Source organism: Pantoea sp. MBD-2R, from assembly GCF_039134845.1.
Classification (GTDB): Bacteria; Pseudomonadota; Gammaproteobacteria; order Enterobacterales; family Enterobacteriaceae; genus Erwinia.
The window spans coordinates 4140791-4166456 of record NZ_CP152417.1; the positions used below are offsets into that span (position 1 = coordinate 4140791).

30 protein-coding genes are annotated in these 25666 nt (G+C 52.1%); 15 read left to right on the plus strand and 15 right to left on the minus strand.

Annotation, left to right across the window (positions count from 1 at the left end):
- Positions 1-48: 48 nt before the first annotated feature.
- A complete protein-coding gene (rlmE, locus tag AAGQ96_RS18995) occupies positions 49-678 on the minus strand; it encodes a 23S rRNA (uridine(2552)-2'-O)-methyltransferase RlmE (RefSeq protein ID WP_147199995.1) in 630 nt (209 codons plus the stop codon).
- A gap of 127 nt (positions 679-805) precedes the next feature.
- Between rlmE and yhbY the strand changes: the two genes are divergently transcribed.
- Positions 806-1099: a ribosome assembly RNA-binding protein YhbY gene (gene yhbY, locus AAGQ96_RS19000; protein WP_125287107.1), complete on the plus strand. Its 294-nt coding sequence runs from the start codon at positions 806-808 to the stop codon at positions 1097-1099.
- A gap of 120 nt (positions 1100-1219) precedes the next feature.
- Here yhbY and greA read toward each other — a convergent pair whose 3' ends face one another.
- Positions 1220-1696 carry a transcription elongation factor GreA gene (gene greA / locus AAGQ96_RS19005; protein ID WP_147199996.1) on the minus strand — a complete coding sequence of 159 codons (477 nt, stop codon included), beginning with the start codon at positions 1694-1696 and terminating at the stop codon, positions 1220-1222.
- 246 nt (positions 1697-1942) lie between these two features.
- Here greA and dacB point away from each other — a divergent pair, with 246 nt between their 5' ends.
- Positions 1943-3376, plus strand: coding sequence for a serine-type D-Ala-D-Ala carboxypeptidase (gene dacB, locus AAGQ96_RS19010; protein WP_147200688.1), 1434 nt, complete (start codon positions 1943-1945; stop codon positions 3374-3376).
- Positions 3377-3481: 105 nt separating this feature from the next.
- Here the strand turns inward: dacB and AAGQ96_RS19015 are convergent, their stop codons facing one another.
- The 5 genes from AAGQ96_RS19015 to rplU all read right to left on the minus strand — a co-directional run bounded on the left by AAGQ96_RS19015 (position 3482) and on the right by rplU (position 9324).
- Entirely contained in the window at positions 3482-5704 is a 2223-nt protein-coding gene (locus tag AAGQ96_RS19015; RefSeq protein WP_342755592.1) for a TonB-dependent siderophore receptor, read from the minus strand.
- A gap of 379 nt (positions 5705-6083) precedes the next feature.
- On the minus strand, positions 6084-7052 hold the full coding sequence (fepB, locus tag AAGQ96_RS19020) for a Fe2+-enterobactin ABC transporter substrate-binding protein (protein ID WP_342754340.1): 969 nt from the start codon (positions 7050-7052) through the stop codon (positions 6084-6086).
- Between the two features lie 180 nt (positions 7053-7232).
- Positions 7233-8411, minus strand: a complete 1179-nt coding sequence (gene cgtA, locus AAGQ96_RS19025; RefSeq protein WP_147199998.1) for an Obg family GTPase CgtA — start codon at positions 8409-8411, stop codon at positions 7233-7235.
- 328 nt (positions 8412-8739) lie between these two features.
- The gene (gene rpmA / locus AAGQ96_RS19030) at positions 8740-8997 is read right to left on the minus strand and encodes a 50S ribosomal protein L27 (protein WP_013204035.1); all 258 of its coding nucleotides are present in this window, start codon (positions 8995-8997) and stop codon (positions 8740-8742) included.
- Positions 8998-9012: 15 nt separating this feature from the next.
- Entirely contained in the window at positions 9013-9324 is a 312-nt protein-coding gene (gene rplU / locus AAGQ96_RS19035) for a 50S ribosomal protein L21 (protein WP_125287102.1), read from the minus strand.
- Between the two features lie 255 nt (positions 9325-9579).
- On the opposite strand from rplU, the gene ispB reads away from it, so the two are divergent.
- Positions 9580-10551 (plus strand): octaprenyl diphosphate synthase, encoded by a 972-nt coding sequence (gene ispB, locus AAGQ96_RS19040; protein ID WP_147199999.1) that lies wholly within the window; start codon positions 9580-9582, stop codon positions 10549-10551.
- A gap of 319 nt (positions 10552-10870) precedes the next feature.
- On the plus strand, positions 10871-11131 hold the full coding sequence (locus tag AAGQ96_RS19045; protein WP_147200000.1) for a helix-turn-helix domain-containing protein: 261 nt from the start codon (positions 10871-10873) through the stop codon (positions 11129-11131).
- A 124-nt stretch (positions 11132-11255) separates the two neighbouring features.
- Here the strand turns inward: AAGQ96_RS19045 and murA are convergent, their stop codons facing one another.
- The 7 genes from murA to mlaF all read right to left on the minus strand — a co-directional run bounded on the left by murA (position 11256) and on the right by mlaF (position 16071).
- Positions 11256-12518, minus strand: a complete 1263-nt coding sequence (gene murA / locus AAGQ96_RS19050) for a UDP-N-acetylglucosamine 1-carboxyvinyltransferase (RefSeq protein ID WP_147200001.1) — start codon at positions 12516-12518, stop codon at positions 11256-11258.
- A gap of 73 nt (positions 12519-12591) precedes the next feature.
- The gene (ibaG, locus tag AAGQ96_RS19055; protein WP_342754341.1) at positions 12592-12846 is read right to left on the minus strand and encodes a BolA family iron metabolism protein IbaG; all 255 of its coding nucleotides are present in this window, start codon (positions 12844-12846) and stop codon (positions 12592-12594) included.
- 125 nt (positions 12847-12971) lie between these two features.
- The gene (gene mlaB, locus AAGQ96_RS19060; protein ID WP_147200003.1) at positions 12972-13268 is read right to left on the minus strand and encodes a lipid asymmetry maintenance protein MlaB; all 297 of its coding nucleotides are present in this window, start codon (positions 13266-13268) and stop codon (positions 12972-12974) included.
- A complete protein-coding gene (gene mlaC, locus AAGQ96_RS19065; RefSeq protein ID WP_342754342.1) occupies positions 13268-13903 on the minus strand; it encodes a phospholipid-binding protein MlaC in 636 nt (211 codons plus the stop codon). Before mlaC ends, mlaB begins: the two co-directional genes overlap by 1 nt.
- A gap of 18 nt (positions 13904-13921) precedes the next feature.
- Positions 13922-14464, minus strand: coding sequence for an outer membrane lipid asymmetry maintenance protein MlaD (mlaD, locus tag AAGQ96_RS19070; RefSeq protein WP_147200005.1), 543 nt, complete (start codon positions 14462-14464; stop codon positions 13922-13924).
- Positions 14465-14468: 4 nt separating this feature from the next.
- Positions 14469-15251, minus strand: coding sequence for a lipid asymmetry maintenance ABC transporter permease subunit MlaE (mlaE, locus tag AAGQ96_RS19075; RefSeq protein WP_147200006.1), 783 nt, complete (start codon positions 15249-15251; stop codon positions 14469-14471).
- Between the two features lie 7 nt (positions 15252-15258).
- Positions 15259-16071, minus strand: coding sequence for a phospholipid ABC transporter ATP-binding protein MlaF (gene mlaF, locus AAGQ96_RS19080; protein ID WP_147200007.1), 813 nt, complete (start codon positions 16069-16071; stop codon positions 15259-15261).
- Between the two features lie 224 nt (positions 16072-16295).
- On the opposite strand from mlaF, the gene AAGQ96_RS19085 reads away from it, so the two are divergent.
- The 11 genes from AAGQ96_RS19085 (at position 16296) to npr (ending at position 24394) form a co-directional block, all read left to right on the plus strand.
- A complete protein-coding gene (locus AAGQ96_RS19085; protein ID WP_147200008.1) occupies positions 16296-17276 on the plus strand; it encodes a calcium/sodium antiporter in 981 nt (326 codons plus the stop codon).
- Between the two features lie 14 nt (positions 17277-17290).
- A complete protein-coding gene (gene kdsD / locus AAGQ96_RS19090; RefSeq protein WP_147200009.1) occupies positions 17291-18274 on the plus strand; it encodes an arabinose-5-phosphate isomerase KdsD in 984 nt (327 codons plus the stop codon).
- 14 nt (positions 18275-18288) lie between these two features.
- Complete coding sequence (gene kdsC / locus AAGQ96_RS19095; protein ID WP_147200010.1) at positions 18289-18855, plus strand: 3-deoxy-manno-octulosonate-8-phosphatase KdsC; 567 nt, start codon at positions 18289-18291, stop codon at positions 18853-18855.
- Complete coding sequence (gene lptC / locus AAGQ96_RS19100) at positions 18852-19424, plus strand: LPS export ABC transporter periplasmic protein LptC (protein WP_147200011.1); 573 nt, start codon at positions 18852-18854, stop codon at positions 19422-19424. The genes kdsC and lptC overlap by 4 nt, the downstream gene beginning before the upstream one ends.
- On the plus strand, positions 19396-19944 hold the full coding sequence (gene lptA / locus AAGQ96_RS19105) for a lipopolysaccharide ABC transporter substrate-binding protein LptA (RefSeq protein ID WP_147200012.1): 549 nt from the start codon (positions 19396-19398) through the stop codon (positions 19942-19944). Before lptC ends, lptA begins: the two co-directional genes overlap by 29 nt.
- A 5-nt stretch (positions 19945-19949) precedes the next feature.
- Entirely contained in the window at positions 19950-20675 is a 726-nt protein-coding gene (gene lptB, locus AAGQ96_RS19110; protein WP_342754343.1) for an LPS export ABC transporter ATP-binding protein, read from the plus strand.
- Between the two features lie 48 nt (positions 20676-20723).
- On the plus strand, positions 20724-22157 hold the full coding sequence (gene rpoN, locus AAGQ96_RS19115) for an RNA polymerase factor sigma-54 (RefSeq protein WP_342754344.1): 1434 nt from the start codon (positions 20724-20726) through the stop codon (positions 22155-22157).
- A 22-nt stretch (positions 22158-22179) separates the two neighbouring features.
- Entirely contained in the window at positions 22180-22467 is a 288-nt protein-coding gene (gene hpf, locus AAGQ96_RS19120) for a ribosome hibernation promoting factor (protein ID WP_034936715.1), read from the plus strand.
- 212 nt (positions 22468-22679) lie between these two features.
- The gene (gene ptsN, locus AAGQ96_RS19125) at positions 22680-23162 is read left to right on the plus strand and encodes a PTS IIA-like nitrogen regulatory protein PtsN (protein WP_174822395.1); all 483 of its coding nucleotides are present in this window, start codon (positions 22680-22682) and stop codon (positions 23160-23162) included.
- 108 nt (positions 23163-23270) lie between these two features.
- Complete coding sequence (rapZ, locus tag AAGQ96_RS19130; protein WP_147200016.1) at positions 23271-24125, plus strand: RNase adapter RapZ; 855 nt, start codon at positions 23271-23273, stop codon at positions 24123-24125.
- The gene (gene npr / locus AAGQ96_RS19135) at positions 24122-24394 is read left to right on the plus strand and encodes a PTS phosphocarrier protein NPr (protein ID WP_147200017.1); all 273 of its coding nucleotides are present in this window, start codon (positions 24122-24124) and stop codon (positions 24392-24394) included. The genes rapZ and npr overlap by 4 nt, the downstream gene beginning before the upstream one ends.
- Before the next feature lie 16 nt (positions 24395-24410).
- On the opposite strand, the gene mtgA is transcribed toward npr, so the two are convergent.
- Positions 24411-25130, minus strand: a complete 720-nt coding sequence (gene mtgA / locus AAGQ96_RS19140) for a monofunctional biosynthetic peptidoglycan transglycosylase (protein ID WP_342754345.1) — start codon at positions 25128-25130, stop codon at positions 24411-24413.
- Positions 25131-25666 lie beyond the last annotated feature (536 nt).

Sequence of the window (25666 nt, forward strand, 5' to 3'; positions counted from 1 at the left end):
AAGGGATTAACCTCTTATTACAACTGTGTTAACAGACAGCGTAGGGTACTATAGTTTGCGCCCTGTCGCTACAATGTACACTTCACGCGAACGAGAGCGCGAAGCGTCCGGCTTACGAATTTTCACTTTCGTAAACAGGGAGCGAATTTCCCGGAGGTAATCTTCAAAGCCATCTCCCTGAAACACTTTCACTAAAAAACTGCCGCCAGGTGCCAGCACATCACGACACATATCAAGCGCAAGTTCAACGAGATACATTGATCTTGGGATATCCACAGCAGGCGTACCGGTCATGTTGGGTGCCATATCTGACATCACAACCTGCACCTTCGCATCGCCAACGCGTTCCAGCAAGGCTTTCAGCACCAGTTCATCACGAAAGTCGCCCTGAAGGAAATCGACACCGACAATAGGATCCATCGGCAGGAGATCACAGGCGATGACGCGACCTTTGGAACCAATTTGTGTCACCACATACTGAGACCAGCCACCGGGTGCTGCGCCAAGGTCGACAACCGTCATCCCTGGCTTAAACAGCTTGTCACCTTGCTGTATTTCATCAAGTTTAAACCAGGCGCGCGAGCGCAGCCCCTTTTTCTGTGCCTGAAGCACATATTTATCGCTAAAGTGTTCCTGTAGCCAGCGGCTGGAACTGGCCGAACGCTTTTTACCAGTCATACAATTTCCAACTATGATTCAACGTATGCGATAAATAAACCGCGCAAATCAGCATGCCGATTTGGTGATACACCAGAGATGGCGGTAGAATGACCCGTTTTCAATCCCAATGTAAGTAAAAAATACGATGAATCTGAGTACCAAACAAAAACAGCACCTGAAAGGACTGGCCCATCCGCTGAAGCCTGTCGTCATGTTAGGCAACAACGGTCTGACCGAAGGGGTGCTGGCCGAGATCGAACAAGCACTGGAGCACCACGAGCTCATCAAGGTGAAAATCGCTACGGAAGACCGCGAGACAAAAACCCTGGTGGTTGAAGCTATCGTGCGCGAAACCAAAGCTGCTAACGTGCAGGTTATCGGCAAGACGCTGGTGCTGTACCGTCCAACGAAGGAACGTAAAATCGCGCTTCCACGTTAAGTTCTGGCGCGATTTGAAACTTAGTCGGGAGAAAATGACATGCTCCCGATGTCAGTAAAAGGCCGCGGTGCGGCCTTTTCCTTTCTTTACACTATGTCTGAAAAAACCCGACCGGGGAAATCAGATATATTCAATCTTAAGAATTTCGTACTCAACATCGCCGCCTGGCGTTTTGATGATGGTCACATCATCCACTTCTTTACCAATCAGGCCACGCGCCATCGGTGAGTTAACAGAAATCAGATTTTGCTTAAAGTCAGCTTCGTCATCGCCGACAATGCGATAGGTTGACTCTTCATCAGTGTCCACGTTCAGCACGCTAACGGTAGAACCGAAAATGACGCGCCCGTTGGCATTCATTTTCGTGACATCGATCACCTGGGCATTTGACAGCTTGGCTTCAATTTCCTGGATACGACCTTCACAGAAGCCCTGCTCTTCGCGGGCGGCATGGTACTCTGCATTTTCTTTCAAGTCGCCGTGCTCGCGTGCATCAGCAATTGAGGCAATAATTCTGGGGCGTTTAACGGTTTTCAGCTCTTCGAGCTCTTCGCGCAGTCTCTCCGCGCCCCTCAACGTCATCGGAATCTGATTCATCTCAACACCTCGTTAACTGATCCTGTGCAAAATTGTGTCATCCTGACAGGTTAATGCAGAAAAAGCGTTCTGCGGCGCTTACCACTGAATTACAAACGAAAGAAACCAAGCCCGGGGGATATCCAGGGCCTGGATGATTCGCATTTTGATACGTATTTTAACCCAGAGTTCTCTATGGGTCATCGTTTACTTTCCACCTTAATGCACCGTAGTATGGCAACATCACCTGCCAGTAAACGCGAGATTATGCGATTTTCACGAATTGTTACCGGCTTAGCCTGCGCATTTATGCTGAATGCCCATGCGGCCACGGTCGAAGACTATACTCAGTACCTGCCCGATGGCGCAAACCTGGCGCTGATTGTGCAAAAAGTTGGCGCCAGTTCGCCCTCGATTGACTATCACAGCAAGCAGATGGCGTTGCCTGCCAGTACCATGAAAGTGATTACCGCGCTGGCTGCACTGTTACAGCTGGGCCCGGATTACCGTTTTCACACCCAACTGGAAAGCAAAGGTTCGATTAGCGGCGGCACGCTACGCGGCGATCTGGTGGCGAGGTTCGGCGGCGATCCGACCTTTACCCGGCAGGATCTCCGTAACTTAGTGACCGCTCTGAAAAAACAAGGCGTGCAGCATATTCAGGGCAATGTCGTCATTGATACGTCGGTCTTCGCCAGCCATGATAAAGCGCCGGGCTGGCCGTGGAATGATATGACCCAGTGTTTTAGCGCCCCACCTGCTGCTGCGATTGTTGATCGTAACTGTTTTTCAGTTTCCCTCTACAGTGCGCAAACGCCCGGCGATAACGCTTTTATCCGCGTTGCCTCTTATTATCCGGTCAATATGTTCAGCCAGGTTCGCACGCTGGCGAGAGGATCGGCAGATGCACAATATTGTGAACTGGACGTGGTGCCCGGCGAGCTTAACCGCTTTACGTTAACCGGCTGCATGACCCAGCGTTCGGAACCGTTGCCGCTGGCCTTTGCGATTCAGGATGGCGCCAGCTATGCCGGAGCGCTGTTAAAAGCGGAATTGCAGGAAGCGGGCATTGATTATACCGGTCATCTGGTGCGTCAGACTCAGGCAACCCAGCCTGCAACGGTATTAGCCGAAACGCAATCAGTCCCTCTGCACGATCTGCTTAAAATTATGTTGAAGAAGTCTGACAACATGATTGCCGATACCGTATTCCGTACTATTGGCCACGAGCGTTTCGGCGTACCGGGTACATGGCGTGCGGGTTCTGATGCTGTCCGTCAGATCCTGCGGCAGAAAGCCAATATCGATCTCGGCAACAGCATTCAGGTTGATGGCTCCGGCCTGTCGCGTCACGATCTGATTTCGCCGGCGACCATGATGCAGGTGCTGCAATATATTGCGCAGAACGATCAGCAACTGAATTATATCTCGATGCTGCCGCTGGCGGGCTATGACGGAACACTACGTTACCGTGGTGGCCTGCATGAAGCGGGTGTGGATGGCAAGGTATCGGCTAAAACGGGTTCATTGCAGGGTGTTTATAACCTCGCAGGCTTTATGACCACCGCCAGTGGTCAGCGGGTTGCCTTTGTGCAGTATCTTTCAGGCTATGCCGTTCCGCCTCAGGATCAGAAACAGCGTCGTATTCCGCTGGTGCGCTTTGAAAGCCGCCTCTATAAGGATGTTTATCAGAACAACTGACGAGCAACGTACACTACTTGTGAAACCAGCGAAGCCCGATATCGGGCTTCGCTGTTGTTCGGGGATACTGCCCGGGAAGGATTGTATGCCGCAAATGCTACTGACTTAAAAATGCGTATTCAGACTCATATAATAAGTACGGCCTGATTCATTGTAGGTATTCGCCCCTGCCCCATACATATACGCATTGGTGGTAGAGTTACCTGTGGTTTGCGCATTGCCTTCGCGGAAATGACGCTTATCGAACAGGTTTTCGATACCCACAGTCACGCTGGCGTATTTATTCACGTCATACGTTCCGCTCAGACCCAGAATCGAATAAGGGCTGACCGTTGACTTCTCGGTGCCGCTAACCGATTCACCTTTGTAGTTATACTTCTTCGGCGTTTGACGGCCATACCAGGTGAAGGTGGTCTGCAACGACAGATCCTGTGTTGCCTGCCAGGCCAGCGTCGAGTTCAGCGTATACTGCGGGATAACCGACAGGCGATCGCCGGTGGTTTTATTTTTGCTTTGCAGCATGTAGGTCAGGTTATTGTTCCAGGTAATGGCTTCCGTCACCGGGAAGTTAACCGTGCCTTCCAGCCCTTCGACTACCGCTTTTGGCACGTTTTCCCATTGGTAGATGTCCGCAGCGCCGGTAGTCGATGTTCCGGTTGGTACATAGCCCGATTCGATTTTGTTGCGGTAATCATTACGGAACCACGTCAGGCCTGCCTGATAGCCTTCATGCTTATACTCAATGCCCACTTCTTTGTTGATGCTGGTTTCGGCTTTCAGATCGTCGTTGCCCATCAGATAGCAGGCACCGGCGCTGTCAGCGCATCCCTGACCACGACTGTAAAGCACGTAGTTTGGGTTGGTTTGATACAGGCTTGGCGCTTTATAGGCGCGTGCGATACCCAGTTTCAGCGTGAAGTCGTCAGCCAGCGTCTGGGAAAGATTAAGTGATGGGCTCCAGTTATTGCCAACAATACTGTGATGATCAAAACGCAGACCGGGTGTCAGTATGGTGCTGTCGGTCAGTTCCATATTGTCTTCGGCAAACAGGGAGAAGATTTCTGCCGAGGAGTAAGGGCTGCGATTGGTGCTGCTTATGCCATCAATCCCACCGCCGGACAGAGCCTGCGTATTGGAGGCGCCATCTTTCATCTTCTGCTGATTCCACTCGGTTCCCAGCGTCAGGGTCTGATTAACCAGCAATTCAACCGGAATACTGACTTCGCTGTGCAGCAGGACATCGTTCAGCTCGATCGTGGAAAAGCCGCTGTCGGAGAAGATCCCTTCGGTGCCGCCCGCCAGCCCTTCATTCATGCGTGAGTTGCGCGTGTTTTCGTACTGCGCATAGCTGCGGGTACTGACGCCGTTATCCCATGCGCCGGTCCAGGTAACCGCATAATCCTGACGATAGAGTCGGTTGGTCTCATCGCCGTATTTGCTCTGCACCAGCGCGCTGGTGTTGGTATTTTGCGTATCACCCGCATAAAGGTTGCCCTGACGACTGTAGCCCGCACTGAATTCCAGATTCTGGTTGCGGGCAAATTCCCAGCGCAGCTTGCCATGAATATCTTTGTTTTCTACTCCTTCGCGACCGGCAGGCACGGTATCGGCGTAGCTGCCGGTTCTCAGCGACTGATGTCCCTGATTGATAAACTGCGCATCGGCCTGAGTTTTGCTGAGGTTGCCGTACAGCGTGAAGCTGACATCATCACCCAGCGGCCCGGTAAGCGAGAAGTTGGAACGCTTTGTGGAACCTTCTGACTTATGCTCAGGCATGTTCAGGTAGGTATCCCAGGAGCCATGCCACTCATTGCTGGTTTGCTTAGTAATGATGTTCACCACACCGCCTGCCGCACCGTTGCCATAGCGCGCCGCCGCGGGTCCACGAATGACTTCAATATGATCGACCATTTCTGGCGGCACCCAGTTGGTATCACCACGGGTATCGCGTTCGCCACGCCATCCAAGGCGTACCGAGTTGCGGCTGGCGACTGGCATGCCGTCGATCAGGATCAGCGTATTTTCTGGCCCCATACCGCGAATGTCGATTTGACGGTTGTTGCCGCGTTGTCCACTGGTGGAGTTGCCGGTCAGGTTTACGCCTGGCATAGTACGAATGATTTCGGAAAGGTCACGTGACGGAGGCCGTTTTTTGATTTCATCGGCAGTGATGGTTGAAACACCCGGCGCCTGAAGATTTTGCTGAGCCGCCGTTACCACCATCGTCCCGCCTTCAGCGTCTACCTGTTCAGGAGAAACGGTGCTCTGAGTCGACGTTGAAACACCCTTTTCCGTGCTGTTTTCCGGTGCGGTTTCCGTGGCTGCCATCGCCGTTGTGACTATTCCCAGTTCCAGCAGGATAGCTAATGATAAACGTGATAATTTGTTCAAAATTCATATTCCCTGAGATCGCCTCACCAACGTTATCTGAGGCAAATTTGGATAACCAGACGGCATTAGGATCCGCCCCGCCAGCGTCCAGCAATAGAGATGGATAACCAGGCGGCAATACACTATTGCAAACACAAACAATTATCAATTCGATTATTCATCGCATTCTCATTGAGATTCTTGTGTTATTGCGTAAACGATAAGAAAAATGGGCTGTTCAGGGCCAACAATGAAAAGAGTAAATTTGTGAGCGGGTTCGCTTTAAAAGACGCAGAGGGAGCAGATCAGCCTCACCGACATGAGGCTGGTCAGGCAGTTACTGTTTAGCAAATAGCTGTTCAAGCCGCGTCAGCAGGTTGCTGGCGCTATAATAATCAAGGCGGAAGGACTCATCCCCTAACGCATAAACCTGCTTATTTTTTACCGCCGGTGTTGCGGCAAGCAATGGCTCAGCCAGCAATGCAGCCTTACCCTCTTCCCCGGTAGCAAACATCATTACGGTGTTGCCCGTCAGTCCCGTCACCAGATTCTCTCCGCTTAGCGGAACGATATCTTTCCGTTTCATTCGCTGACTGGCTTTGATGCTTACCGCGGGAAGCTGTGCCAGGGTGAAGCCTAAGGATTCCAGCAATTTTCCCTGAGCAGACTCAGTGGTCCACAGATTCACTAACCGGCTATGGGGATTGAACACCAGCGCTGAAACCGGTTGTGGCGGCAGCACCAGCTTTGCTTTCACTTCTTTTTCGCGCTGAGCATACGTCTGGATCGACTTTTCAGCCTGTGCTTCATGGCCGGTTGCCTGCGCAAGAACACGTTCTACCTGTTGCCAGCTTTTATCATCGTAATTGACGACCAGCGTTGGAGCCATCGCCGAAAGACGCTCGTATATTGGCAGCGCAGAATCATTGCCTGTGGCGCTAACAATGATCAAATCGGGGTTTTCCGCCGCAATCGCTTCAAGATTGGGTTCGCCCGTATATAAACGTTTAACGCCTTTTTCCGTCGCCGTCTTGCCCCACTGACGGAAAAAACCCTGCTGGTCTGTAATCTTATGTCCTGGCATGGCTGCACCACTGGCAACGACCGGTGCCCCGATGGCAAGCAGCGAGCCCGTCAGCGTCACGCTGGTAGAGACAATGCGTTCAGGCTGATGGTTAATCACCAGCTCGCCATCCCGGTTAGGGATATGACGCGGCCAGCCTTGATCGGCCTGAGCCTGAGTGAAGGGCACTACGGAAAAAGCAGAGAGTAACAGCGGAACGACTAGTCTGGCGAAACGTATCATTGAGTCAGCTCTATTCAGCGAAGCGAAGCAGCATACTGCCCCGATAAACATCCGGAACCGAAGATGATAATGATTATCTTTGCTATTAGAAAGGGGATTTGCCGTACATCGGGGGAAACGTGAACCATCTTCCAGCGTGACGTAAAACAAAAGGGACACAAATTTGTGTCCCTTACTGGCTTAGCGCTGATAGATAATTTCGACGCCTTCGTCGTCTTCATCATCCCAGTCTTCATCCCAGTCGTCATCTTCTTCAACCGCCACTTCGGCTTCTTCGAGCTGCTGACGGTGGTAATCATCCCACATGAATTCCACTTTCTCTGGCTGCTTTTCTTCCACTTCCGCTTCTTTAGGATTGGCGTTAATGAAGGACATCACATCCCAGCACAGCGGGGTTACGCCGACGCGATTGGCGGCAGAGATCAGGTAATATTTCTCCGTCCAGCCCAGCGCATCAGCGATAGCTTTCGCGCGGGATTCCGCTTCTTCCTGATCCAGCAGGTCGACTTTGTTGAAAACCAGCCAGCGTGGCTTGTTGAAAAGCTTTTCGCTGTATTTTTCCAGCTCAGCCAAAATGATACGGGCATTTTCAACCGGATCGGATTCATCGATTGGAGCCAGATCAATAGTGTGTAACAGAACGCGACAGCGCTCGAGGTGCTTCAGGAAGCGAATGCCTAAACCGGCACCGTCAGAAGCGCCTTCAATCAGGCCTGGAATATCGGCAACCACGAAGCTTTGTTCGCTGTCCATACGTACCACGCCCAGGCTTGGTACCAGAGTGGTGAACGGATAATCCGCTACTTTTGGCTTCGCCGCAGAGACTGCACGGATAAAGGTAGATTTACCGGCATTCGGCAGGCCCAACATCCCCACGTCGGCCAGCAGCATCAGCTCAAGCTGCAAGTCGCGCTTCTCACCAGGCGTACCCATGGTTTTTTGACGCGGCGAACGGTTAACGGAAGATTTAAAACGCGTGTTGCCCAGGCCGTGCCAGCCGCCTTTAGCGACCATTTGCACCTGACCATGAGTCATCATGTCGCCCAGGGTTTCACCGGTACCCTGATCGATAATACGCGTTCCTACCGGTACTTTGATGATCACATCTTTCCCGCGCTTACCGGTACAGTCACGGCTCTGGCCGTTCTGGCCACGTTCAGCACGGAAAGATTTTTCAAAACGATAATCGATTAGCGTATTCAGGTTTTCATCAGCCTGCATGTAAACATCGCCGCCATCACCGCCGTCACCGCCGTCCGGACCACCTCTGGGAATATATTTTTCACGACGGAAGCTGACGCAGCCATTGCCGCCATCACCCGCAGCAACGAGGATCGTCGCTTCATCAACAAACTTCATGTTACTTCTCCGTAAATCATTTGCCCGCTGCCGATCAACCTTGCAGTCGGATGATCCGTCGTGGCTCGTGAACGATGGCCTGATGACGGAAACAGGGGTTCTGATGCTGCAAAGGTCTTCGCGATGCAATCAGAAAGAGGATCCGCCTTAAGACATCGTGCAGCTGAATATAAAGTGTACAGCAAAAAACCTGTTTGCTGCGAATCCGCTGGCGGAAACAGCCCCATGCGGATTGAAAAGCAGAATGTAAAAAGCCCCGCAATCATAGCGGGGCTTTTTGATTCGCTGCTAAAAGCGGTATCAGGTACCGCTTTCAGGCACGAAAACCTTACTCAGCAACGATGCTGATGTATTTACGGTTGTTCGGGCCTTTCACTTCGAACTGGACCTTGCCGTTTGCAGTTGCAAACAGGGTGTGGTCACGGCCGCAGCCTACGTTGGTGCCCGCGTGGAATTTGGTGCCACGCTGACGAACGATGATGCTACCTGCCAGTACAGATTCGCCGCCGAAACGCTTAACGCCCAGACGTTTTGCATTGGAATCGCGACCATTTCGAGTGGAGCCGCCAGCCTTTTTGTGTGCCATTTGTCAGATCTCCTCTTATGCGCTGATGCCAGTGATCTTCACGTCAGTGAACCACTGACGGTGACCCTGCTGCTTACGGTAATGCTTACGACGACGGAACTTAACGATCTTGATTTTGTCGCCGCGACCGTGCGCAATGATTTCTGCTTTGATCACGCCACCTGAAACTAAAGGCGCGCCAATAGTCACTTCTTCGCCGTTAGCAATCATCAGAACCTGGTCGAACTCAATAGTTTCGCCGGTTGCGATGTCCAGCTTTTCCAGGCGAACGGTCTGACCTTCGCTTACTCGGTGTTGTTTACCACCACTTTGGAAAACCGCGTACATATAAAACTCCGCTCTCGCGCTTGCCGTCTTGGTTTCAGGCTGCGCTATAAATATTCACAATAGGGCGCGAATTCTACGCAACTTCGCGGGGGAAGACAAGTGCCTGATGGCGGGTATTGCAGAAAAAAAACGCAAAGCACAGGCAAATGTTTCACAGTCGCAATTTTCAAGTACAATCTGTTATACATTACATGCCGCAGGCACGGGTAAAGACGCTTATCATAGCAGCATACTGAGCAATAGCTGAACAGACTGATGAACTTAGAACAGATAAACGAACTCACCGCGCAGGACATGGCGGACGTCAATGCAACAATACTCGAACAGCTGAATTCCGAGGTTTCCCTTATCAATCAGCTGGGATATTACATCATTAGCGGTGGTGGCAAACGGATCCGCCCCATGATCGCCGTTCTGGCAGCGCGTGCGGTGAATTATTCAGGAAAACAACACGTTACTGTCGCAGCGCTGATAGAATTTATTCACACTGCGACCCTGCTGCACGATGATGTGGTTGATGAATCTGATATGCGCCGCGGTAAAGCCACCGCCAATGCCGCCTTTGGTAACGCTGCCAGCGTGCTGGTCGGCGATTTTATCTATACGCGTGCGTTTCAGATGATGACCAGCCTTGGTTCGCTGCGCGTTCTGGCACTGATGTCGGAGGCCGTAAACGTCATTGCAGAAGGCGAAGTCCTACAGCTGATGAACTGTAATGACCCGGATATTACAGAAGAAAGCTACATGCGGGTGATTTACAGTAAAACAGCTCGCCTGTTTGAAGCTGCCGCTCAGTCTTCCGCAATTCTGGCCGATGCGTCGCCAGAACAGGAACGGGCGTTACAGGATTATGGCCGCTATATCGGCACAGCTTTCCAGCTTATCGACGATCTTCTGGATTACAGCGCCGATGGCAAAACGCTGGGCAAAAACGTGGGTGATGACCTGAGCGAAGGTAAGCCGACGTTGCCCTTACTGCACGCCATGCGTAACGGAACAGCTGAACAAGCCGCGATGATTCGTGAGGCTATTGAGCAAGGCAATGGTCGCCATTTACTTGATCCAGTTCTGGAAACCATGCGCCAATGCGGCTCGCTCGAATGGACACGTGAATCAGCAGAACGCGAAGCTGACAAAGCGATTGCCAGCCTTGCAGTACTGCCTGAATCGCCCTGGCGCAGCGCGCTTGAAGCGCTGGCGCATATGTCCGTTCAGCGGGAATTCTAATCCAACCTGAAGCGCGGATTTCCGCGCTTTATCTCTCCCTGCGTTTCTCCTTCTCCGCGCTTTTTATTTCGCTTTTTTCTGCCTTTTTTCAAATGTAACGCATCACAGCATTGCGTAACTTTTGCGAATTACCGCACAACTTATAAATCCCATTAAGAAAGAATTGGAAAATTCTGGAATTTTATTGGTATATTTTACCGAGGGGAATAGTGGCTAACTCGTTATTTTTTTGAGAAACGGGTCAAGGCTCCACCGATAAACCCTGAGATGACTTCCAGAAAATTCTGGAAATTGTTATGTGTACATGGAGAAGACACACATGGTAGATAAGAAAAAAGACTGGCATAACGCGGATATTATTGCAGGCTTACGAAAAAGAGGTACAACGCTTGCCGGATTATCACGCGAGGCGGGACTAAGCTCCTCGACGCTGGCAAACGCGCTGTTCAGATCCTGGCCGAAAGGCGAGTGGCTGATTGCTGATGCATTAATGACTCATCCATCAGAAATCTGGCCCAGCCGCTATTACGATCCCGTGACCAACAAGCTGATCGATCGTAAAAAACTGATGCGATCATAAGCCCTTTCCGGGTATCCCTGCCTTTTGGGATAGAAAAATGCCCCGCCGGCTTAGCGCTGACGGGGCAGAGAAATGCTTTACCAGGGCGGCACGTAACCGTCCCTGTTATAAGCACTATGCGGCTTTATTCGCTGCCGCTGATACGCTCAATGCGCGCACCAAGCGCGATGAGCTTATCTTCAATGTGTTCGTAACCACGATCGATATGGTAAATGCGATCAACGATCGTCGTCCCTTCCGCAATACAACCCGCCAGCACCAGGCTCGCGGATGCACGCAGATCGGTCGCCATTACCTGAGCACCGGAAAGTTTTTCTACGCCATGACAAATGGCCGTATTGCTCTCAATCTCGGCATGAGCGCCCATACGGATCAGCTCCGGCACGTGCATAAAGCGGTTTTCAAAGATAGTCTCGGTAATGACACCGGTTCCCTCTGCAACCAGGTTCAACAGGCTAAACTGTGCCTGCATATCGGTCGGGAAACCTGGATGTGGCGCGGTGCGGAAGTTAACCGCTTTTGGACGCTTACCCTGCATATCAAGGCTAATCCAGTCGTCACCCAACTCAATATCCGCCCCCGCTTCACGCAGCTTTGCCAGCACCGCATCCAGCGTATCCGGCTGCGTGTCACGGCAGATCACTTTGCCGCCGGAAATGGCCGCTGCAATCAGGAAGGTACCGGTCTCAATACGGTCAGGCAGCACGCGATAAACACCCCCGCCTAAACGCTCAACACCCTCGATGGTGATGCGATCGCTACCTGCGCCGGTGATTTTAGCGCCGAGCGTATTCAGGAAGTTAGCCGTATCAACAATTTCCGGCTCGCGCGCGGCATTTTCGATAACGGTTTTGCCGGTCGCCAGCGTGGCAGCACTCATGATAGTGACGGTCGCGCCTACGCTGACCTTGTCCATCACAATATGTGCGCCTTTCAGGCGGCCGTTAACAGAAGCTTTGACATAGCCCTCTTCCAGTTTGATTTCCGCACCCAGCTGCTCAAGGCCGGTAATGTGTAAATCAACCGGACGAGCGCCAATCGCACAGCCGCCGGGCAGAGAAACCTGCCCCTGGCCGAAACGCGCCACCAGTGGACCCAGCGCCCAGATAGAAGCGCGCATGGTTTTCACCAGATCGTATGGCGCACAGTAAATATTGACGTCGCTGGCATCCAAATGGACGGAACCGTTACGCTCTGCTTTTACACCAAGCTGGCTGAGCAGCTTCATGGTGGTATCGATGTCCTTTAGTTTCGGGACATTCTGGATCTCGACCGGATCGGATGCCAGCAGAGCAGCAAACAGGATTGGCAGCGCAGCGTTTTTAGCGCCGGAAATGGTTACTTCCCCGCTTAAACGGGTTGGGCCCTGCACACGAAATTTATCCATAGCACCAGTTCTCATTAATCAGACATACATTACTGCCTTTTCATCACGCACGGCGCGATGAGTTTGCAAGGCATTAAAAACCGTTTAGCTTACGGTCGCGCGCCCATTCTTCCGGGGTATACGTTTTGATAGATACCGCGTGGATACGGTTATCGGCGATATAAGCCATCAGCGGTGCATAGACCGTCTGCTGTTTTTTCACGCGGCTCAGCTCACCAAACAGTTCGCCGACAGCAATCACCTGAAAGTGGCTGCCGTCACCGGTCACATGAACTTCCTGCAGAGGTAACGCGCTCATCAGCACGGATTGAATTTCACTAGTTTCCATGATGCTTCTAATATTCGTTGAGGATTAACAGGCACACATATTAGTGGAAAGTGACGCTATCTTAAACAAGCAAAAAGCCCCTGACGGAGCAGAGGCTTTTTTTAGATCGTCCGTGGGCAGATCGATCAGCTGCCGGAGACGATGATCTGTTGCAGATTATAAAGTGCGATAAGCGAGCGCAGCTTATCGGTGATGCCGGTAAACTGCGGCGCTTTACCCTGTGCCAGCACGATTTGTCGTAGATGAACCAGCAATGCCAGACCGGCGGAATCAACACGCTCCAGCGCGGAGACATCAATGGTATCAATCTGTTTCACGACCGTTTCGCGCTGCTGCCAGAGCGGCAGAAGCGTTTCCCGCTCCAGCTCTCCGGCAAGGCGCAGTTGGTTCGCCTCTATGCGCCAGGTCAGTTGTTCGTTCATTACTGTTGCTTGTCCAGCGTGATTGGCTGATTTGCCGCACTTTGCAGTCGTTCGGTCAAGCCATCAATACCCTTCTGACGCAGAAGGCCAGCCCATTCATTTTGCTTGGTGCTGATCATGCTCACGCCTTCGGCAATCATGTCATACGCCTGCCAGTCGCCAGTGCGGCTGTTTTTACGCCACTGGAAATCCAGGCGTACCGGTGGACGGCCATTCGGATCGATAATCGAAACGCGGATAGCGATAATGTTGGCATTAGCATAAGGCTGTTCTGGCGCAATTTGATAGGTTTGCCCGTTGTAGAGTGCCAGCGCCTGACCATAGGCCTGAGCCAGGTAGTCGCCAAAAGCTTTGAAGTAAGCTTCACGCTGGGCAGGCGTTGCCTCTTTGTAGTAGCGTCCCAGCACTAAAGCGCCAGCGTATTTGATTTGCACATAAGGCAGTAACTCCTCACGCACGATTTGGCGCAGATAGTTGGGATCCTGCTTAATTTTAGGCTGCTCGCTTTTGAGGCGGGTAAAGGTTTTACCTGCAGCTTCATTCATTAGCTTATAAGGGTTCGTTTGATCTGCTGCTGCGTTGGCGGCTACCGGGGCAATAATCAGCATTGCCACCATCAGGAAACGTTTAAACATGAGCTGTCCTCTTCTGAATTATTCTTGAGCTGCCGGCGCGGGTTGCCCGTTTGCTTCCGGTGCCGCCGACGACGCATTTTTATTGTCACTGCCATTGCCGCTCTTATACAAGAACTGGCCAATCAGGTCTTCCAGCACCATTGCCGATTTGGTGTCCTGAATGCTGCTGCCGTCTTTAAGCATAGCTGTTCCCATATCGGGATCGTCAAATCCGACGTTCAGCGCCAGGTATTGTTCACCCAATAAGCCTGACGTTCTTACCGCCAGCGAGCTGGTATCCGGCAACTGCGAATATTTATCTTCAATGTCCATCGATACGCGCGGCGAATAGCTTTTGTCATCAAGTTCAATATCCGTGACGCGGCCAATCACCACGCCGCCAATTTTCACTGGCGAACCCGTTTTCAGACCGCCGATATTGTCGAAGGTGGCATACAACCGCCAGGTCGGCTCGCTACCGAGCGACTTAAGATCGGCGACCCGCAGGCACAAAAACAGGGCCGCTGCGAGGGCCAACAGTAAAAATGCGCCTACCCAAATTTCGCTTTTTTTCGTTTGCATTGAATCAGTTCCCAAACATCAGTGCTGTCAGCACAAAATCTAAACCGAGTACCGCCAGAGAAGCATGTACCACAGTGCGCGTTGTTGCCCGGCTAATCCCTTCAGAAGTGGGAATAGCGTCATAACCGTTGAACAGCGCAATCCACGTCACGGTGAAGGCAAAAACAGCGCTTTTAATTACGCAGTTAACAATATCGGTGCGCACGTCAACGGCATTCTGCATTGCTGACCAGAAAAATCCGCTGTCGATGCCTTTCCAGCTCACACCGACAATCGCGCCGCCCATAATGCCAACGGCGACGAATATCAGCGTCAGTAATGGCATGCTGATAAAACCCGCCCAAAAGCGTGGCGAAATAATCCGCCGCAGCGGATCGACAGCCATCATCTCCATGCTGGAAAGCTGCTCGGTAGCTTTCATCAGGCCAATTTCGGCAGTGAGTGCCGAGCCAGCGCGTCCCGCAAACAGCAGCGCGGTTACCACAGGCCCCAGCTCGCGCAGTAGCGATAGGGCCACCAGCATACCGAGACTGCTGTCTGCGCCGTAAGTATTCAGTACCAGATAGCCTTGCAGCCCCAGCACCATTCCAATAAACAAACCGGAGACGACAATAATCAGCAATGACAGTACGCCGATACTGTAGAGCTGTTTAATCACCAACGGCGCGTGTTTGCGAAAACGAGGTATGCCAATCAGCGCGTGAAAGAGCATCAGCCCGGCACGGCCAAATGAGGCACAGGTATTAATTCCCTGACGCCCGACGGACGCCAGTGCACGTAAAAACATCAGTTGGTTAACTCCCTGAGCCAGTTAAGTCCTGCAGATAATCCCCTGCCGGAAAACGAAACGGTACCGGACCGTCGGCGATGCCATCAATAAACTGACGTACACGCGCATCTTCGTTTTCGCGGAGTGCGGTTGCCGTTCCCTGAGCGATGACTTTCTGCCCCGCAATAATATAGGCGTAATCGGCAATACTCAGCACTTCCGGCACGTCGTGTGAGACCACGATGCAGGTCATGCCCAGCGAGTGATTCAGCTCGTCGATCAGCTTAACCAGGACGCCCATAGTAATAGGATCCTGCCCGACAAAAGGCTCGTCGAACATAATCAAATCGGGTTCTAATGCTATCGCTCTTGCCAGCGCAGCACGTCGTGCCATACCGCCAGACAACTCCGAAGGCTTCAGCTGTGCCGCTCCCCGCAATCCTACGGCTTCCAGCTTCATCATGACCGTGCTGTGTAGCAGTTGCGGTGGCAAATGAGTATGTTCCCGCAGGGGCCACGCGACGTTGTCAAAGACCGTCAGATCCGTAAACAATGCGCCGGACTGAAACAGCATGCTCATTTTTTTACGCGTTTCGTACAGTCGGGAGCGCGAAAGCGCGGGAATATTTTCGCCGTTAAACCAGATTTCACCCGCATCAGGTCGAAGCTGGCCGCCAATCAGGCGCAGCAATGTGGTTTTCCCGATGCCTGAAGGGCCCATAATGGCGGTGACCTTCCCTTTGGGCACCGTAAGCGAGATGTTATCGAAAACCGGTCGATCCCCACGGGCGAAACTGACGCCACGGACATCTACCAAATTCGTCTCCGTCTGGCTCATAGCTACCTCTTATCCTCATTTTCAGGCATATAATCTCCCCCGATGGTATCGTATTACCGCCTGGACTGGACACTTTTACAGAAACTTACTTCCGGAACGTAGCTAAAGTTGGCATAAGTTTTACTTTTTGCTTCCAGACCGTCAAAATCAACGCATTAACTTTAGCCCCTGACTCTCCGTCGTGCAGGGCAAGCCGACGATTATACCCGATCAAAGGACACTTCATGCTCGTAGCTACCGCACTCTTTATTATCGGCCTGGTCCTGCTGGTATATGGTGCAGATCGTCTGGTGTTCAGCGCGGCGATTCTTTGCCGCGCTTTAGGGATTCCACCGCTGATTATTGGCATGACCGTCGTCGGTATTGGCACTTCGTTACCCGAACTCATCGTCTCTTTTTCTGCCGCAACGCATGGTCAGATGGATATCGCCGTGGGTACCGCGCTTGGCTCGAACATTACCAATATTTTGTTGATTCTCGGCGGCGCCGCGCTGCTACACCCGCTGACCGTCCATTCCCGCCTGATCCGACGTGAACTGCCACTGATGTTACTCGTGAGTTTATTATGCGGGGTCGTGCTTTTTGATAATATCCTGAGCCGCAATGATGGCCTGGTGCTGATAGCACTTGCGGCAGCCTATTTAATTTTCATTATCAAAATTGCCCGCAAAGCTGAGCGAGACAATAATGATTCGCTAACGCGCGAACAGCTGGCCGAACTGCCTCGCGACGATGCGGGCAACACGGTCGCCTTTTTATGGCTGGCGGTTGCCCTGATCATCCTGCCGATGTCTACAAGTATGGTCATCGATAATGCGACAGTGATTGCCGACTACTTTGGCATTAGCGAACTGGTGATAGGACTGACGGTAATCTCTGTAGGCACCAGCCTGCCGGAGCTGGCGACGCTGATTGCCGGTGCGCTAAAAGGCGAAGACGATATCGCTATCGGCAATTTGATCGGCTCTAACATCTACAATATTGCCATCGTGCTTGGCGTGCCTGCGCTGGTTCATCCGGGCAGTATTGATCTGCATGCTTTCGCCCGGGACTACTGGGTGATGTTGAGCGTTAGCGCTCTGTTTACCCTAATTTGTCTACAGCGCAGCCGCTGTATTGGAAGAGCGGCGGGCGCCCTGCTGCTGAGCGGCTTTGTTGCCTGGGTGGCCGTGCTGTACTGGCTCCCTTCGGCTACCCTCTGGTAAAAGGATTAGAACTTATGGCACCTTTTCTCAACCCCGATTTCGACTTTCAGCAGGCGGGCAGAGACGTCCTGAATATTGAACGCCAGGGCCTGGAACAGCTGGATCAGTACATCAACGAAGACTTCAGCGAAGCCTGCAAGCGCATTTACGGCTGCCTGGGTAAAGTGGTGGTGATGGGCATTGGCAAATCGGGTCATGTCGGCAAAAAAATGGCCGCCACGTTTGCCAGCACCGGTACGCCAGCTTTCTTTGTGCATCCAGCCGAAGCCAGCCACGGCGATCTCGGCATGGTCAGCGCAGGCGATATTGTGATTGCTATCTCCAACTCCGGCGAATCCTCAGAAATTCTGGCGCTTATCCCCGTGCTAAAACGCCTGCACGTCTTTTTAATTTGCATGACCAGCCGACCTGAAAGCGCAATGGGTCGTGCGGCTGATATTCATCTGTGTGTTAAAGTACCGCAGGAAGCGTGTCCGCTGGGTCTTGCGCCAACCTCCAGCACGACGGCAACGCTGGTGATGGGGGATGCGCTGGCGGTCGCCTTATTAAAAGCGCGCGGCTTCACGGCTGAGGATTTCGCGCTTTCGCATCCTGGCGGCACGCTGGGTCGTAAACTTCTGCTGACGGTCAATGATATTATGCACAGCGGTGATGAAATCCCTCACGTTAGCCGTGATGCGTCATTGCGCGACGCGCTGCTAGAAATCACGCGTAAAAATATGGGCATGACGGTGATTTGTAACGATCTGATGAAGATCGAAGGGATTTTCACCGATGGTGACCTGCGCCGCGTGTTTGATATGGGCATTGATATTCAGCACGCCAGTATCGCCAGCGTCATGACGACCGGTGGCATTCGGGTTCGCCCAAATACGCTGGCGGTCGATGCCCTTAATTTGATGCAAAGCCGTAACATTACCGTTGTCATGGTCGCCGATGGCGATCATCTGCTCGGCGTGGTGCACATGCACGACATGCTGCGCGCCGGTGTGGTTTAACAAGGAATAAGAGAATGAGCACTGCCGCAGGCTGGGTAAATACCTGTTATGGCGAAGTGAGCCAGGATGTGATGGCGCGCGCGCGCGAAGTCAAACTGCTGATTTGTGATGTTGATGGCGTCATGTCAGACGGCGTGATTTATCAGGGCAACAATGGCGAAGAGCTGAAAGCATTTAACGTACGGGACGGCTACGGCATTCGTTGCCTGCTGACCTCCGGCGTGGAAGTCGCTATTATCACCGGTCGCAAAGCTAAATTGCTTGAAGATCGCTGTACCACGCTGGGAATTACGCATCTTTACCAGGGACAGTCCGATAAGATTTTGGCCTTCCGCGAACTTCTGGATAAACTGTCGCTTCGAGCGGACGAGGTCGCCTATATTGGCGATGACCTGATCGACTGGCCGGTGATGGCTGAAGTTGGCCTGAGCGTGACCGTCGCGGATGCGCACCCGGTTTTAATTCCTCGCGCTGACTACGTTACCCGTATTGCAGGTGGGCGTGGCGCGGTTCGTGAAATTTGTGACCTGATTTTGATTGCACAGGATAAGTTTGATGAGGCCAAAGGGCAGTCTGTATGAGTAAAGCAAGGCGTTGGATCACATTGTTACTGGCGCTGGTGGCTATCGTGCTAATTGGCTGGAATCTTGCCGACACCGATGAGACGGCTCCCGTCGCCGGGAACGATCAGGAACCCACTTATACCAGCCAGACGTCAAACACGGTGGTATATAACCCGCAGGGTGGCCTGAGCTACAAGCTGGTCTCCGACAAGGTGACCTACTTCTCAACCGATGCGGTCAGCTGGTTCGATAACCCGATAATGACCACTTATGATGAGAGTAAAACCCCTACCTGGTCGGTGCGGGCGGATAAAGCCAAACTCACGAACGACCGTATGCTGTATCTGTATGGTCACGTTGAAGTTAACAGCCTGACGCAGGATGCGCAGCTTCAGCGGATCAAAACGGATAACGCCGTGGTTAATCTCATCACGCAGGATGTCACCTCCGAAGATCAGGTGACGCTTTACGGTAGCAGTTTTAACTCTACCGGTATGAAAATGCGTGGCAATTTACGCAACAAAACTGCCGAGTTGATTGAAAAGGTCAAAACCTCCTATGAAATTCAGAATGCGAAACAACCTTAAGTTTTTGACGCTCGGCCTGCTGCTGGCTGCCAGCCTGCCCGCTTTTGCGCTTACCGGCGACTCGGATAAACCGGTCAATGTCGATTCGGAAAATCAGGCGCTGGACATGCAGGGTAACGTAGCCACTTTCACCGGCAACGTGATTGTGACTCAGGGCACGATCAAAATCACCGCCGATAAGGTGGTGGTGACTCGCCCTGGCGGCGACAGTAATAAAACCATCGTGGATGCCTGGGGCAAACCCGCCACCTTTTATCAGATGCAGGACAGCGGTAAACCCGTGCAGGGCCATGCCCAAAAAATGCACTATGAGCTGGCGAAAGATTTCGTTGAGCTGACCGGTAACGCCTATCTGGAACAGCTGGACAGCAATGTGAAAGGCGATCGCATTACCTATCTGGTTAAAGAACAGAAAATGCAGGCCTACGGCAATACCGGCAAACGTGTGACGACCGTATTGGTGCCTTCGCAGTTGCAGGATAAAGGCACCCAGTCCACCGGACAGAAAAAGAGTAACTAAACGCTATGGCGACTTTAATTGCGCAAAACCTGGCGAAGGCCTACAAAGGCCGACGCGTTGTCGAAGATGTGAGTCTGGAAGTTAAATCCGGCGAGATTGTGGGTCTGCTTGGCCCTAACGGTGCAGGTAAAACCACCACGTTTTATATGGTGGTTGGGATTGTACCGCGTGATGCGGGCCGCATCGTTATTGACGATGAGGACATCAGCATTCTGCCGCTCCACGCCCGCGCACGCCGCGGTATTGGCTATTTGCCCCAGGAAGCGTCAATTTTCCGTCGCCTGAGCGTTTACGATAACCTGATGGCGGTGCTGCAAATTCGCGAGGATTTGACGGCAGAACAGCGCGACGATCGTGCCAAAGAGCTGATGGATGAATTCCATATTGCGCATTTGCGTGACAGCATGGGCCAGGCGCTTTCCGGCGGCGAACGACGCCGTGTTGAGATCGCCCGTGCGCTGGCCGCTAATCCTAAATTCATCCTGCTGGATGAACCCTTCGCCGGTGTCGACCCGATTTCCGTTATTGATATCAAAAAAATTATCGAACACCTGCGCGATAGCGGTCTGGGCGTGCTGATTACCGACCATAACGTTCGCGAAACGCTGGCAGTCTGCGAGCGGGCTTATATTGTTAGCCAGGGCCATTTAATCGCCCACGGCTCGCCGGAAGAAGTCCTGGCAGATGAACAAGTTAAGCGAGTCTATTTGGGCGAAGAGTTCAGACTCTGATAAGGTGGTCGGACCGGGTTAGATTTTTGAGGAATTAGTATCCTGAATATGAAGCAAGGTTTGCAGCTCAGGCTTAGCCAACAGCTTGCCATGACGCCACAACTGCAGCAGGCGATTCGCCTGCTGCAACTCTCTACGCTTGAACTCCAGCAGGAAATTCAGCTGGCGCTGGAAAGCAATCCCTTGCTTGAGCAAACCGACATTCATGAGGAAGTGGATAGCCGCGAATATCAGGAAAAAGAAGCGCTTGATACCCGCGAAGCCTTAGAACAGAAGGACATGCCGGAAGAGCTACCGCTGGATGCAACCTGGGATGAAATCTACACCGCCGGCACGCCATCCGGCACGGGTACCGACTATCACGATGATGAACTGCCTGTTTACCAGGGTGAAACCACGCAGACGTTACAAGACTATCTGATGTGGCAGGTAGAGCTGACGCCGTTTACCGATACCGACAGGGCGATTGCTACAGCGATTGTCGATGCGGTGGATCCCACAGGCTATCTGACCGTTTCGCTTCAGGAAATCCAGGACAGCATCGGCAACGATGAGCTTGCGGCTGACGAAGTTGAAGCGGTATTAAAGCGCGTGCAGCGTTTCGATCCGGTTGGCGTTTGCGCTCGCGATCTGCGGGATTGCCTGCTGGTACAGCTGTCGCAATTCATTCCTGAAACCCCTTTCATCAAAGAAGCACGTTTAATCGTTAGCGAGCATTTAGATCTGCTGGCAAATCACGACTTTCGCAGCCTGATGCGGGTCACTCGCCTGAAGGAAGACGTGCTGAAAAACGCGATGCAGCTGATTCAGTCGCTCGATCCCAGACCCGGCCAGTCCATTAATACCAGCGAGCCTGAATATGTTATTCCTGATGTGCTGGTACGAAAAATCGGCACTCGCTGGACGGTAGACCTGAACGCGGACAGCGTGCCGCGCCTGAAAATCAATCAGCACTATGCTTCGCTGGGCGGTTCGACACGTAACGACAGCGATAATCAGTTTATTCGCAGCAATCTGCAGGAAGCCAGATGGCTGATTAAAAGCCTCGAAAGCCGTAACGATACCCTGTTGAAAGTAACACGTTGTATCGTTGAACAGCAGGAGGCTTTTTTTGAACAGGGCGAAGAATTTATGCGTCCCATGGTGCTGGCCGATATTGCCGCCGCTGTGGATATGCATGAGTCAACGATTTCGCGCGTTACCACGCAAAAGTATCTGCACAGCCCGCGCGGCATCTTTGAACTGAAGTATTTTTTCTCCAGTCATGTTAATACTGAAGGCGGCGGCGAAGCTTCCTCCACAGCAATTCGGGCACTGGTGAAAAAATTAATCTCGGCGGAGAATCCCGCCAAGCCTCTTAGTGACAGCAAGCTGACTACCCTTCTTTCCGATCAGGGAATTATGGTAGCCCGCCGCACTGTAGCGAAGTACCGAGAGTCTTTATCCATCCCGCCCTCAAATCAGCGTAAACAGCTGGTCTGAACGAACAGATAAGGAAGAGCGTATGCAACTCAATATCACTGGACAGAACGTTGAAATCACTGAGCCGTTACGTGAGTTTGTCACGGCGAAATTTGCCAAACTGGAACAGTATTTCGACCGGATAAATCAGGTTTATATTGTTCTTAAGGTTGAGAAGGTCACGCAGATAGCCGATGCAACGTTACATGTAAACGGCGGTGAGTTGCATGCCACCTCGGAAGAGAAAGATATGTACGCGGCGATTGATGGCTTGATTGACAAGCTAACGCGCCAACTTAATAAACATAAAGACAAGTTGAAGCAACACTAAATTTCACCCAAGCATTGATTATTTTTTCGCCACCCTTATCTGATAAGAACGTGACGTAAGATGTACCGGCTCGTACTCTGTTCTGGAGTCCGGGCCGTTAATCAATAAGGCATGTTGCATTTGACCGATGGCCTGACATATCTGTACGCTTTGCGGCGTCAGATGCGTCAGGCCGTTTTGCCAGGCGAAGTGAATACGTAAGTGAAACTATGATGAACAATGATCACACACTGGAACTGAGCTCGGTACTGAGCGTCTCCTGCACCCGCAGCGGCGTACACTGCCAGAGTAAAAAGCGGGCGCTGGAAATTATTAGCGAGCTGGCAGCCAAACAGCTTAACCTTCCGCACCAGACTATCTTTGAAGCGATCCTGACGCGCGAGCGGATGGGCAGCACCGGTATTGGCAACGGCATTGCTATTCCGCACGGTAAGCTGGTGGAAGACACGCTGCGCGCCGTGGGCGTATTTATTCGCCTTGAGCAGCCGATTGCTTTCGATGCGATCGATAATCAGCCCGTAGACTTACTGTTTGCGCTGTTGGTCCCTGCCGATCAGTGTAAAACGCATCTGCATACTCTTTCTCTGGTCGCAAAGCGTCTTGCCGATAAAACCGTTTGTCGCCGTCTGCGTGCGGCTCAGAGCGATGAAGAACTCTTTGAGATCATGGCGGAAGCCTCTGAGGGAAATCACTGATTTTCCCACAGCCCTGGATTGCAGGGAAAAAGAGTGAAGTTTGACAGGGACGCCCTCCCTCTCGTCGACGAAGTCCCATTTGATCAGGCAAAATCAGGAGAATGAGTCATGGTGCTGATGATCGTCAGCGGTCGTTCCGGTTCCGGTAAGTCCGTAGCCCTGCGGGCGCTGGAAGACATGGGCTTTTACTGCGTGGATAACCTGCCCGTAGTCTTGCTGCCGGAACTGGCTAACTCGCTGGCTGACCGTAATATGTCGGCAGCGGTAAGCATTGACGTGCGCAATATGCCTGAGTCACCAGAAGTTTTTGAAAAAGCGCTGACCAGCCTGCCCGAAAGCTTTTCACCGCAGCTGCTATTCCTTGATGCCGATCGTAATACGCTGATCCGTCGTTACAGCGATACGCGCCGCTTACATCCTCTTTCCAGCAAGAACCTTTCGCTGGAGAGCGCTATCGACGAAGAAAGCGATTTGCTGGAACCGTTGCGCTCCCGGGCTGATTTGATCGTGGATACCTCGGAGATGTCGGTACATGAGCTGGCCGAAATGCTGCGCACACGCCTGCTGGGTAAGCGTGAGCGTGAACTGACCATGGTGTTCGAATCGTTCGGTTTTAAGCACGGTATCCCGATTGATGCTGACTACGTTTTTGATGTTCGCTTCCTGCCGAACCCGCACTGGGATCCGAAACTGCGCCCGATGACGGGTCTTGACCGCCCGGTTGCGGCCTTTCTCGATCGTCATACTGAAGTGCATAATTTTATCTACCAGACGCGCAGCTATCTTGAGCTTTGGCTGCCGATGCTGGAAACCAATAACCGCAGCTATCTTACCGTCGCGATTGGCTGTACAGGCGGTAAGCACCGCTCAGTTTATATAGCCGAGCAGCTCGCCGACTATTTCCGCTCACGTGGGAAAAACGTCCAGTCCCGTCACCGTACTCTGGAAAAGCGCAAATCATGACAGTCAGGCAAAACGTTGAAATCAAGAACAAGCTGGGCATGCACGCCCGCCCGGCCATGAAACTTTTTGAGTTGGTTCAGAGTTTTGACGCAGAAGTTCTCCTGCGTAATGAAGTCGGCACCGAGGCTGAGGCCAGCAGCGTTATCGCGCTGTTGATGCTGGACTCAGCCAAGGGCGGCCACATAGAAATCGAGGCCACAGGCCCGCAGGAAAAAGAAGCGCTGGCTGCGGTGATCGAGCTGTTTAACGCCGGTTTCGACGAAGAATAGCGGCTAATTCAGGGTTTCAGCGCAGCTTATTGCGCTGTAAAAAGCCCTCGCCGCCTAACTGCCGCATTTGCCGTAAAATCCACTGCTGCCGCTGACGAACGTAGGCAGAAGGCGCATCGGCGCGAAAGCGAATGGGATTTGGCAGCACTGCGGCCAGCAAGGCCGCTTCCGACATTGTCAGACGGCTGGCTGGCTTATGAAAATAACGCCGGGAAGCTTCCTCTACGCCAAAAACGCCGTGGCCGAACTCCGCGACGTTCAGATACACCGTCAGGATACGCCGCTTTGTCCAGACGGTTTCAATACCTACCGTTAGCCCCGCTTCCAGCCCTTTACGCACCCAGCTTCGTCCGTCCCATAAAAATACATTCTTGGCCGTCTGTTGCGACAACGTTGATGCCCCACGCAAGTGGCCATCCTCATTATCCAGTACAGACTGAATAGCCTGAACGTCGAACCCCCAGTGCGTGGGGAACTTCTGATCTTCAGAAGCGATGACCGCCAGCGGCATCCAGGGAGAAATGTCATCCATCCCTACCCAGTCAGAGTGAGCGACATAATCAAAATCACCGCTAAACCATGCACCGAACTGGCGCTCAATCATTACCGCAGAGAATGGAACAGGCATAAAAGAGAAAAGAACGATCCCTGCGATCCAAAGTCCGATAAGGCCTGATAAACCGGCAACGAGGCCGATCCTGATTTGTTGTAACCGCGTTCTCTTACGCTGACTCATAAAAATTTATCCATGACTATCTTATCAATTCCGCAAACCGTGATTGACGTTTACTCTTCCAGGCGCGGAGATAAACGCGTTCCAGCCCTTCGCTTTGGAAACGTTTGCATTGCATCATTAAGAACCCGGGCTTACAAATGCCTCATTTGCTTCAATCACTTCCGCGCTTCAGGAATCGGTTCCATTACCAAAACGAACCTTAAAATGTAACCGGTTAGTCCATAGCCCAGGCACGGCCGGCCCTTAATAATAGATTCACAGTACTTATAAATACCGTAAGTTAGCTTTTATTAATTCAATCTTAAAGACGACTTTAACGCGCAAAGTTATCGAAACAGGGGTTTCCAAATGACTCCGGAATGCGCCCTGAATTAATAGCAAGAGGCTTAGCAATACCTTAAATTAATTGCTCAATCCTTTCATTTGTTTCGCTTATCGGACCACTGGATACCGTTTCGACCGGGAGACCCCCATCTCACAAAAATAATATGTTTTACAGAGAGTTAATAATTAGCAATTTCATGAGAAATTCTTTT